This is a genomic window from Culicoidibacter larvae (genome assembly GCF_005771635.1).
GTDB classification, from domain to species: Bacteria; Bacillota_I; Bacilli_A; order Culicoidibacterales; family Culicoidibacteraceae; genus Culicoidibacter; species Culicoidibacter larvae.
On record NZ_VBWP01000008.1, the window covers coordinates 116,912 to 127,802 of the forward strand.

Annotated in this window: 11 protein-coding genes; 5 read left to right on the forward strand and 6 right to left on the reverse strand. The window is 38.2% G+C overall.

Features of this window, described 5'->3' with window-relative positions:
* Positions 1-38: 38 nt before the first annotated feature.
* Together FEZ08_RS09290 and FEZ08_RS09295 are read right to left on the reverse strand one after the other, a co-directional pair.
* Complete coding sequence (locus tag FEZ08_RS09290) at positions 39-2,054, reverse strand: ABC transporter ATP-binding protein (protein WP_138191659.1); 2,016 nt, start codon at positions 2,052-2,054, stop codon at positions 39-41.
* Positions 2,055-2,100: 46 nt separating this feature from the next.
* Positions 2,101-3,846, reverse strand: coding sequence for an ABC transporter ATP-binding protein (locus tag FEZ08_RS09295; protein ID WP_171015013.1), 1,746 nt, complete (start codon positions 3,844-3,846; stop codon positions 2,101-2,103).
* A gap of 513 nt (positions 3,847-4,359) precedes the next feature.
* On the opposite strand from FEZ08_RS09295, the gene msrA reads away from it, so the two are divergent.
* The 4 genes from msrA (at position 4,360) to FEZ08_RS09310 (ending at position 6,866) form a co-directional block, all read left to right on the forward strand.
* On the forward strand, positions 4,360-4,857 hold the full coding sequence (gene msrA / locus FEZ08_RS09300; protein WP_138191663.1) for a peptide-methionine (S)-S-oxide reductase MsrA: 498 nt from the start codon (positions 4,360-4,362) through the stop codon (positions 4,855-4,857).
* A 128-nt stretch (positions 4,858-4,985) separates the two neighbouring features.
* Positions 4,986-5,339, forward strand: a complete 354-nt coding sequence (locus tag FEZ08_RS09305) for a Spx/MgsR family RNA polymerase-binding regulatory protein (protein WP_138191665.1) — start codon at positions 4,986-4,988, stop codon at positions 5,337-5,339.
* Between the two features lie 99 nt (positions 5,340-5,438).
* Complete coding sequence (locus FEZ08_RS12210; protein WP_171015014.1) at positions 5,439-6,302, forward strand: hypothetical protein; 864 nt, start codon at positions 5,439-5,441, stop codon at positions 6,300-6,302.
* A 63-nt stretch (positions 6,303-6,365) separates the two neighbouring features.
* A complete protein-coding gene (locus tag FEZ08_RS09310) occupies positions 6,366-6,866 on the forward strand; it encodes a hypothetical protein (protein WP_138191667.1) in 501 nt (166 codons plus the stop codon).
* Positions 6,867-6,924: 58 nt separating this feature from the next.
* Here FEZ08_RS09310 and FEZ08_RS09315 read toward each other — a convergent pair whose 3' ends face one another.
* Positions 6,925-7,617, reverse strand: a complete 693-nt coding sequence (locus FEZ08_RS09315) for a YoaK family protein (protein WP_138191669.1) — start codon at positions 7,615-7,617, stop codon at positions 6,925-6,927.
* 205 nt (positions 7,618-7,822) lie between these two features.
* Here FEZ08_RS09315 and FEZ08_RS09320 point away from each other — a divergent pair, with 205 nt between their 5' ends.
* On the forward strand, positions 7,823-8,404 hold the full coding sequence (locus FEZ08_RS09320; protein WP_138191671.1) for a histidine phosphatase family protein: 582 nt from the start codon (positions 7,823-7,825) through the stop codon (positions 8,402-8,404).
* A gap of 46 nt (positions 8,405-8,450) precedes the next feature.
* Here the strand turns inward: FEZ08_RS09320 and FEZ08_RS09325 are convergent, their stop codons facing one another.
* The 3 genes from FEZ08_RS09325 to FEZ08_RS09335 all read right to left on the reverse strand — a co-directional run bounded on the left by FEZ08_RS09325 (position 8,451) and on the right by FEZ08_RS09335 (position 10,655).
* Positions 8,451-8,684, reverse strand: coding sequence for a hypothetical protein (locus FEZ08_RS09325; RefSeq protein ID WP_138191673.1), 234 nt, complete (start codon positions 8,682-8,684; stop codon positions 8,451-8,453).
* Between the two features lie 15 nt (positions 8,685-8,699).
* Positions 8,700-9,269 carry a hypothetical protein gene (locus FEZ08_RS09330; RefSeq protein WP_138191675.1) on the reverse strand — a complete coding sequence of 190 codons (570 nt, stop codon included), beginning with the start codon at positions 9,267-9,269 and terminating at the stop codon, positions 8,700-8,702.
* Positions 9,270-9,755: 486 nt separating this feature from the next.
* Positions 9,756-10,655 (reverse strand): helix-turn-helix domain-containing protein, encoded by a 900-nt coding sequence (locus FEZ08_RS09335; RefSeq protein WP_138191677.1) that lies wholly within the window; start codon positions 10,653-10,655, stop codon positions 9,756-9,758.
* Positions 10,656-10,891: the final 236 nt, after the last annotated feature.

Below are 10,891 nucleotides of genomic sequence, written 5' to 3' on the forward strand. Positions count from 1 at the left end.
AAGGCCTGATTGCTTGTCAATCAGGCCTTTTCAATTTTCTAATAAGCTAACTCAGGATGAGTCATTTGCGAATCATACATTTTGCGGTAAAATTTGTTGTCATCAAGGAGTTCGTTGTGAGTTCCTTTTTCAACCATGATACCTTTGTCAAGAACGATGATTTGGTCAGCATATTTAATTGTTGAAAGTCGATGGGCAATAATAAAGGTTGTCCGGTTACGACTGATAACTTGTAATGCTTGTTGAATCATTGTTTCGGTTTCAGTATCGATGTTGGCGGTGGCTTCATCTAAAACGAGGATACGCGGGTTGTAAATCATAACCCGAGCGAAGGCAATGAGCTGTCGTTCGCCGACAGAGAAGTTTTTACCCATGTCATGAACTGGTTCTTGTAATCCTTTTTCTTGTTTCTGAATAAATGCATCAGCACCAATTTGGTGAATGACATCAAGGACGTCTTGTTCACTGATGTTTGGATTATCAAGACTAATGTTTGAGTAAAGCGTTCCAGAGAATAAGATAGGGTCTTGTAGTACAATACCGACATGTTCACGATATGACTGTACCGGTAAATCCAGTAAATTATGACCATCAATCAAAATCTCACCTGATTGGTATGGATAGAAGCGGAGTAAAACATTCATTAATGAACTTTTACCGCTACCGGTATGACCAACAATACCAATTGTTTGTCCGGCTTTTACTTGCAAGTTAATATTTTTCAATACTGGTGTCTCACCATCATAACTGAAGTTTAAGTTGCTGATATCAATGTTACCATCGATCTCAGGAATTGCACCGTATTCAAGCATTGTGCCCGGTTTATTTAAGAAGAAGTCGAAAATACGTTGTGCTGAAACTGATGAGCGCTCAAAACGGTTAAGCACACCAAATAATGAGAACAGTGGCTGGAATGCTTGATCAATGTATTGAACAAAGGCATAGACAACACCAATTGAAAGTACCATCATACCGCCAAGTAATTCATACCCAAAGTAAACTAATACAATAGTAATGATTGAACGACGCAGCGTATGGACTACCCCATCAGTAAATAAACTAACCAGTAATGCAAACTTCTTGCGATACTCTAGATATTCAGTGTTTTGTTTATCGAACTCAGTCACAACGTCTTGCTCCGCGCCAAAAGCTTGAACCACTTCAATACCACTGAACTGCTCATTCATCATCGCATTCATATTCGCTTGAATCTCTCTGGTTGCACTAAAGTTTTTAGCAGCATAGCGACGATATAAGAAAATCCAAGCAGCAATAAACGGTATTGCCACTAAAGCATATGTAGCTAATTGGGCATTTAGGATGAACATACCGATATATACGGTAATAATTTGAACCGCCATCCGCACTAACTCAAGCAAGGCATTCTCGAATAAACCGATAATTGCGCCGCTGTCATGAACAATATATGAAACGACCTTACCATCAGGATAGTCGCTGAAGTATTGAATCGGTAACTCCTGCAAATGCAAGAAAGCCGCCTCACGTAAATCAATAACCACCTTACTCGCCAAATACCGCAGTTCAAGACCGCTATAGTACGACAATGCAGCAGTAATCAGATAAATAAGGAAGTTTAGCGCAATCATCATAATTGCTGCTACCAGATCTATACTGAAGAATTGCCATACGTCATCCCCGGTGAGGAGGACGTATGGTCCGATATTTTGACCATTCACATAAGCAATTCCGGCATTCGTAGTGATTTCAGTACCACTGTAATTCCCGGTAACCATAATATAGCCATCGCCAGTCAGTGAGATTGTAGCTCGTTCATTACTGGTATCGGCTTGGGTACTATCACTCAAACGGGTGTAGTATGAGCCATCAAACGCTACTGAGCGATTATTTGCTTCAGGATCAGTTGTTACAACTAATGGTTCAAAAATACCCATAATATAGTCATCAATAATAACTTTGGTAATCATTGTTCCGGCAACGAAAAGCATTGATGAAGTAATCATTGCAATACCACTCAAGTACAGCATGCGCTGATGTGGTTTAACAAATGTCCAGAGTTGTTTCCATAAAGACATAATGTGTCTCCTTTCGTAATATACTGTTGAGTGTAATCAAAATTTATTAGTCTTGATCTACATCCATAGTGTTTTGCTCAGTAAACTGGGTGTGATACCATCCATTAGGAATGCGCATCAATTCATCATGGGTACCAGTCTCGACTACCGTACCATCAGAAATTACCACAATTTTATCAGCATGTTGCACTGCCGAAAGCCGGTGAGCAACAATAATTTTAATCGTATCATTATAATATTCCATGATATTGGAAATAATATTTTTTTCAGTCTTACCATCAACGGCAGAGAGTGAATCATCAAGAATGAGGACATCGGCATCGCGCACAAATGCACGTGCAAGTGAAAGCCGTTGTTTTTGACCACCTGATAACATAACTCCCGATTCCCCGGTAATTGTTTCTAATCCATGACTCAGGGTGCCGATATCTTTAGTGAAGTCAGCATGTTCAATTGCTTGCATAACTTCAGCTTCAGTTGCATTCGGCTTACCAAGTAAAATATTCTGATAAACAGTTTTAGAAAATACAATATGCTCTTGCGGTACATATGAAATATGCCGGCGAACATCGTATGGACTGAATTCAGTAATATCATGTCCATTGATTTGAATACCGCCATTACCAACTTTATACTGCAACAATAGCTGCCGCAAAATCGTTGTTTTACCGGCACCGGTTGTTCCGACAATTCCAAGGGTCTGACCGCGTCCGATTTCAAAACTTAAATCTTGCAACGTCAGCTGGTGGGCCCGCGGATATTCAAAAGCATAATGTTTAAAGCTAATTGATTCGATTGCCGGCAGGGCTAAAGGCGCGACCGGTTCATGAATATCACTGGTTTCGTTATACACCGCATCAAGGCGAGTATATGAGCCACTACCGCGTTGCAGAATATTAGCAAAAGCTCCGAGGGCGAATAACGGCCACTCAAGCATCCGAACATACACTAGATAAGTAACTAGGATACCAGGCGTCATATTTCCCTGGAAGACATTAATAATTCCCAAGGTAAATGCAATCGTTAATATAATCGCAAAGATGATAGTAAACACCGGGCCATATAGCGAAATCAATTTATTGAATTTATTGTTTGCATGATATGCTGTTTCCGCACCGGCATTTAACTTTGCCATATCTGCTTGTTCTTGCGCATACGCACGAACAACGCGGATACCAACAATTGACTCAAGCACTGAGTTAGAAAGCCGACTTGTGGCTTGTTGTCTTTCCTCATAATATTTCTCTGCCAAAACTTCCAGCCGGTATACAACAAATGGCACAATAACAACCGGAATAAGAATAATCAGCGTTAGCTGCCAATTGATAACTAACATACAACCTAAAAGCAACACTAAATAAAGCGAAGCCTCAGCAAGCATAAAGAGACCAAAATCAATAGCCTCATTCATAGCCTGAATATCTTCAGTTGCCCGCGACATCAAATCACCGGTTAAATATTTTTTAAAGAATTTACCATCGAGCGAAATAATGTGGTTAAAGAACCGCCGCCGCAATTTAAATTCCAAAAGGTTAGCGTTATGAATAAAGATGAAATTCCAAATAACACTAAAGAAGTAGCCGACAACGATAATAATAATCATGCCGATTGCTACATAAAGCAAAATGTCAAAAGTGAGTGTATGCATCGTCATCTGGTCAATCATAAAACCGGTAATCCAAGGCACTAACAACGAGAACACATCACTGACAAATAAAGTAGAGAATGCCAAAACATACCGCCACTTCATTTCACGAATAAACCAACCAAGTTGTCCAAATATCCGAAACATGTGAAAACCCCTTTTCAAAAAAACTTTTTCACGAGACAATATACTCTTATTATAAATCCTAATTAAATAATAAACAGGACAAATATTGCTCGTAAACAAAATAAAAAAGCTATAGTTGTGCGCGAAAGCAACACAACTATAGCCAAAACAAATATATTCGCAAAGCGACCTAAAACAATAATAGGGTACAAAAAAAGCGTCTATATGCTTAAAAGCCATAATCATCAAACAATCGGCACAAAGGTGCAGAAAAATAGTGCAAGTTCTTTCCCAAAAGAAACTTACCTATTTTCAGTTATTGTTGATTGATCATTCCGCTTAGCACAATAGCCACCTACTAATTCATTTTTTACTTTCACTCATTATAAAACGTTTTCATTAAGAATGTCAACACTTTTATGCAAATACTTTCACTTTTATGTGAAAAAAGTTGCTATTGATGCAGATATTCGGTAAATAATGACTTATCATGCTATAATATTTTCATGATAAAACATAAAGGAGGCCAAAATCATGGAAAAAATATGGTTTGCCGGCGGATGCTTTTGGGGTGTGGAAGCATACTTTGCTCAAATAAAAGGTGTACTTGATACTACCGTTGGATATGCACAGGGGACGGTTGTGAATCCCAGTTATGAACAAGTGTGCATGGGCACAACCGGACATGCGGAAACAACTGAGGTTGTTTACGACCCGCAAATCATCAGCCTTGATGATTTGCTCGAACAGCTGTTCCGCATCATAGACCCGACGGTGCTTAACCGCCAGGGGAATGATCGCGGCAGTCAGTACCGGACCGGTATTTACTATACTAACGAAGCAGATGCGGCAGTCACTCATAATTTTATTGCCAAAGTGCAAGCAAATTACGATAAACCAATTGTTGTTGAAGTTGAGCCGCTGAAAAATTTCTACCCGGCGGAAGAATACCATCAAGATTATTTGCAGAAAAATCCTGGTGGTTACTGTCACATTAATCTTAACTTAGTTAAAGCAGATGAACGAAAATAGAAAAAGCCGGCGTGCTGCACGCCGGCTTTTTATTTATGGGCGTTACTATCCACAAGTGCACATAAAAATGATACAATAAACAATAAGACATATTTTAATATTATCTATATAAGGAGTTTGGGAAGAATATGATAGTGTACTATGAGTATCCGAGTTGTTCAACATGTAAGAAGGCAACAAAGTTTTTAACTGACAATGGTATTGAGGTAAAAACAATTAATATTAAGGATAATCCGCCAAGTAAAGAAGAATTACGGCAATTCATTGAGAAAAGCGGGATGCCAATTAAGAAGTTTTTTAATACTTCAGGACAATTGTATCGTGACCAAAAAGTGAAAGAACAGCTTGAAACCGCTGATTTTGAGACCGCCCTTGATATACTTGCGACAAGCGGTATGATGATGAAGCGGCCGATTTTGGTGACTGAGTCAAATGTTATTAATGGTTTTAAAGCGGAACAATGGGAAAAAGAATTACTATAACGCATATATATGTGAGCCGGGTTACGGTAATGTAACTTGAGTTTTTTTAGTGAACATATTATAATATCAGAGATATCATAAGAGAAAAGAGGAAAAAACATGGAATTAAATAATGTCAAAAAAATGAAAAATTTATACATGACTTTGGCAATTTTGACATCAATCATGATTGTGCCTTGGGTCGGCGAATGGTTAAACTGGATTTTTAATGCATTACCAATCGCGATTTTGGTGTTATCAATTGTCATTATGAACTTGGAGAAAAAGTATAACCAAAAACGTTTGGCTACGGCATTCTCATTAGCAGGGTCAATTCTGATTTTAGTGCAAACATTAATCTTTATTATTCTTGTTATTGTAATATTCTCTGCGTTTGCTCGTTACAGCAGCTATATCGATATTACTGATTTCAGCAATATCAGTGATTTAGCATATATGTATGGTTTTAGTTCATCAGCAGGGGCGATAGTGATTTTAAACGGATTACATACAATCCTTGGATTCGTTGCATGGGGACTATTAGTTACAGCGACAGTATTGCTTTGGATTCGCTTTGAACAAGTGAATAAAGTTTATGTGATGCTAGCGTCTAATCATTTAAATCGCGGACCACAAAATCCAAATCAACCAATACAACCACAAGCTCCGGTTCAACCACAAGCACCAGTACAACCGGTTCAGCCAGTACAACCGGTTCAGCCAGTGCAACCGGTACAGCCGGTACAACCGCAGGCTCCGGTTACGCCAGTAGCTCCTGTGGAACCAATCGCACCGGTTCAACCGCAAGCGCCAGTTGAGCCAGTAGCACCGGTAGAACCGGTTGCGCCTGAAGCTCCGGCTGAGGAAGTAGTTGCTGTTGATGAAACAATAACAGTTATTACTGACGAAGCGGGCGAAGTTGAGGCCGTAATTGTTGAAGAAACAGTTCTTGAACCGGCAGACGATGCTACTGAAGATAAGTAAGAATAAATGAATGTGCCGTCAATTTTTTAGTTGATGGCATATTTTTTAGAAGTTGAGGTTCACATGAAAGAAAAAACATTAGTCGTTGACTATAATCAAATTGTCCAATATAAAAACTTGTTGCTGGTAAACATCATATTAATAGTCATTGCTATTCTTCAACCAATTGCAATTGTCATTAATGTTTTCTTTGGTGCGTTAAGTATTTCAATTTTAGTGATTACTTTGTTGCTTTTACGTCGTGAACTGCAATTTCATTTTTCTAAATTGGCAAGTTTGGCATCATTGGTTGCATCCGGATTAACGCTAATTGCTGCCGGTGCCCTCATTTATATGATGATTATTGTGCTGCAAACTGATTACGCAGATATTGATACGATGATTCAGGCAGTAACCAATATGCTTTCACCGGCAACAGGACTGAATGTTTGGCGTATGACGCTTAATTATATAGGTGGCGGTTTGTATTTCGTAGCCGGATTTGGCTACTACTTCCGGTTCCAAAAACTACGCCGCTTTATCAAGTCGATTGATACTTCAATTGATAAACAGGAAAATCAATAGTTGTGTTAGTCTTTGAGATAAAAGTGAAACCCCGACTCGCCAGTGGCGAGTCGGGGTTTTAATTTTCTTCAATAAGGATATCGGTATCCTTGGCAATGAGTTCCAGATAGAGTACCCAGAAAAACAGCAGGAACAAGATGATAAGCATGGTTAGCAGTGAGAACTCTAAGCCGATGCGATAGAATAGCAGGGCACCGATTAATGCGCCAAGCAGCGCTGCTGCCCATGATGTAAAGTAGATGAGTGGTGTGGTTGGCTGTTCTTTTTTAAATACCAGTTTGGCGAGCGAGATGCCAAGGGCGTGGAGGGTGCCGGATGCGAAGGTTTTGCCGATAACAATCTTATTCACGCGCACCTGGGCAATATTTTGCAGGCCCATTGCGATTGTTAATGGTATATAGGTTAGCCAGTCAAGTCCGCATACATAGAAGATCATGCTCAAGATGATAAGTAGAATATCGCTGATGAGCACGATGAGCAGAATTTCTTTTTTTATCAGCTCTTTTAATATTCCGCCGATAAATGATCCGAGCACAAAGGCGAAGATGATAATGAAGTAGGGAATAGCAAAAGAAAAATCGCCATTAGCAAGGAAATAGCCGATACGGGTTGTGTTACCGCTCATGAATGATAGGAACATGCCGCCGATTGAAACCAGGCCGAGTATATCAATGTATCCGGAAATGAACGTAAAGATCATTGCCATAAAAAATTTTCGTTTGTATTTATTGCCCTTTTCAAGCTTTACCATATTGCCACCCGTTATTGTTAAAAAATTACTTCTATTATATCAGATTTTGGCTTCGAATGGAATTGCTTCTCTATAGCAGTGCTTGGCAAAACCCGGTGTTTGCTCGTAAACACCGGGTTTCATTTTCTTTAAAAAAAGACTTGACTTGGAGTTAGTCCAAGGTGCTAAGCTTATTATAGACAACTTATGTTAGGAGGAATGAATAATGAGTAAAACATTATATTTGATGCGGCATGGACAGACTTTGTTTAATGTTCGCAAGAAGATTCAAGGGTGGTGTGATGCTCCATTAACTGAGACTGGCATCAAGCAAGCAGTTATTGCCGGGCAGTATTTCAAGGATAATAATATTTCTTTTGATAAGGCCTATAGTTCTACTTCAGAGCGAGCTTGTGATACCTTAGAGTTGGTAACTGATATGGATTATACGCGCCTAAAAGGGCTAAAAGAATGGAATTTTGGCACTTTTGAGGGCGAGAGTGAGGATTTAAACCCGCAACTTCCATATGGTGATTTCTTTGCCGATTTTGGCGGTGAACGGGAAATGGATTTTCGCGCCCGTTTGGTTGAAACCATGGAAGCGATTATGAATGAACCCGGGCATAATACTGTGTTGGCAGTTTCACATGGTGCTGCTTATGCCCAGTTTGCCCGTAATTGGGAAGCTAACAGTAAAGTCGGAATTGTCCGCGGTTTGAAAAATTGCTGCATTCTAAAATTTGAATACGAGGATGGTCAGTTTACTTTAGTGGATTTTATCAACCATGATTTTAGTAAGCTCATTTAGTGAGAAAAGAAAACCCCAGCCGGCGAGCCGCCGGCTGGGGTTTTTTTTAAAATATGAAGATCCAGATAACTCCAGCAATTAAAAGCAGAGTTGCGATAACCAAGTAAAATGCTTTATAACCAAGATGGGTCCAAATCATTTTACCAATCCAGCCACCACGGCCGGTTCTTAAAAATTTAAAATCACGCCAAACACTTATATAAAGAAATATAGCGCCTAGAATAGGGAAGATGCCAAAAAGGCTTGGGTTGTTCCGAAAAAATACTTCTGCTTGTTCCATAATGTAATAACTCCTCTAAACTACAGTAGCTCTCATTTCATAGCAAACTAAAACCACATTATAACTTGGCGCGGAACCTTCATTAACTGGTATTTCAATTTCTTTTAAAATATTATAGTAATCTTTGTTTTTTTCATGGGTAAATTGTTCAAGCTCTCGAGCAAAACTACAAATAACTACCTCATAATGTCCACCTATTTCGGTAGGAATAGTAAAGTTTATCGGCTCATTCAAAGTAAAGTCAAAGGTAGTTGGTCCAACTGGCTGTTGACCACGCATCTTAACCACTTGTTTTGGTAGAGTCAGGTTTTTATTTAAAGTAATCAAAGTTTCAGTACTAGGTGCAAAAGCAACGGCTGAAGCTGATCCAAGTCGGCCTTTATGTTGTGGCATCAATTCAAAATCTTTACCATTTATCTGTAAATCAAACTTTGCAGTTGAATGCCCTTTACCTAAAAATGCCTTGTCACTATGTTCTTCTTTAAAAGCCATTAATTGATTGCTCTTCTTACGTGCGTAGATGAAAAGTCCAATACCTAGAACTAAAATAAATACAATTGGTATAACATATATTAAAATATCCATATATTCACTCCTTCAAAGCAAAATAATAATTGATAATACGAGGTGAGACAAGGCGTTTTTGATGTATTTTGTGAAGTTTGTGATTTTATCTGGGACTTTTTTGAAAATAAAAAAACCACTCCTAAAGAGTGGTTTTTAAGTTGCCCCCGCAAAATAAATAAAGCACAATAGTTACCTGCTAGAAAATGAAAGTTCCTAACTTCAGAAATATAAGATGAATATTTAGCCTCTTGCAAGTAACTATTGCGGAGTTCCATCTTCGTCTTGAACTCTATATTAATTATACCGTGAGTGTTTTTGTTTTTCTATTGTCATATTTGATAGATAGGATTTCTATATTTTACAAGCATATTTTTAGTAACTAGTCATATTTGTATATATTTTCATGGTTCCCTGAGCTAAAATTGTATTTACGACGGGAGGTGACGGGCATGTTTTGGTTTTTAATTGCATGGTTTGTTTAAAAAACAAAAGGGCAACTATTTATTAGTTGTCCTTTTCTAATTCTATATTAAATTCTCTAATGTCTTGCAATAAAACATCATAGAGTTCAGGCATCTCATATTGGTAGCAGAAATGCAAGGCCTCTTTCATATCTAAACGAGCACGCTCTAAATCAGTGTTAAGCTGGTACAAGCTCATTCCCTGAGCAAAAAGAAAATTTGGTACAAATTTAAAACCATTCTTAGTAATAGCCATTTTGTAACCGCGAGAGGCATAATGAAATGCATTTTGCCAATCACCTTGCATGTAGCTAGTAATTAACAATCCGGTTAACAGTAACATACATGCAGGATAGTCTTTCACGCTCTCTGGTTGTTTTTCAGCCCATTCAAGAGCTTTATGTGTTAACACAAGATGTTCAGGGGAATGATCAAACTGTAAAAGTGCATTAATCAGCCGTAATTCCTCATGACTGAAAAAATCGAAACTACCTGGATTGAAAGTTTTAGCTAATGCATTTTTTGCAATTGAATAAGCTAGTTCAAAATCTTTATCAACAAATTTAACTGCATTAATGCGCATAATATCAATGAATTGCTGTTCAATAATTGGCAAGGATTGATAGAGCTCATCATTAATTAATTGTAGTTGTGTACTCAGTTTATGCCAATGAGCACCATCATTTGCTGTAATTAAAGAATCTTTTAAGGCATAATAAAAAGAACTATTACTATAGTTGGTACGGGCAATTATTGAATCAATCGAGACACCCATACGGTTTAAGAGGGCAATAACCAACTCAAAAGATGGTGATTGCTTATTTGCTTCGATGCGGACCAATGTAGCTACACTGCAGATATCATTACAAAGTTCTGCTTGTGAAATATTTTTTGCTACACGAATACTCTTGATATGATTGCCAATTTTAAAGTCAACATTCATTCACATTCCTCGCTATCACATTATTTTCTCTCCATACCCCGTATTTTTTTATATAATATCATTTTATCGGGGTTTGCGCAATAATATTCACAATCTACACTAATTTTACAAAAAAACACCGCGTGCTCTTAAGCGCTAGGTGTTCGTCGTTATTATGAATGGTGCGGATGACAGGACTTAGTACTTTCCAAGTAAGAAGTACTAAAAATCGCCGAAAACCATTAATAATACACACT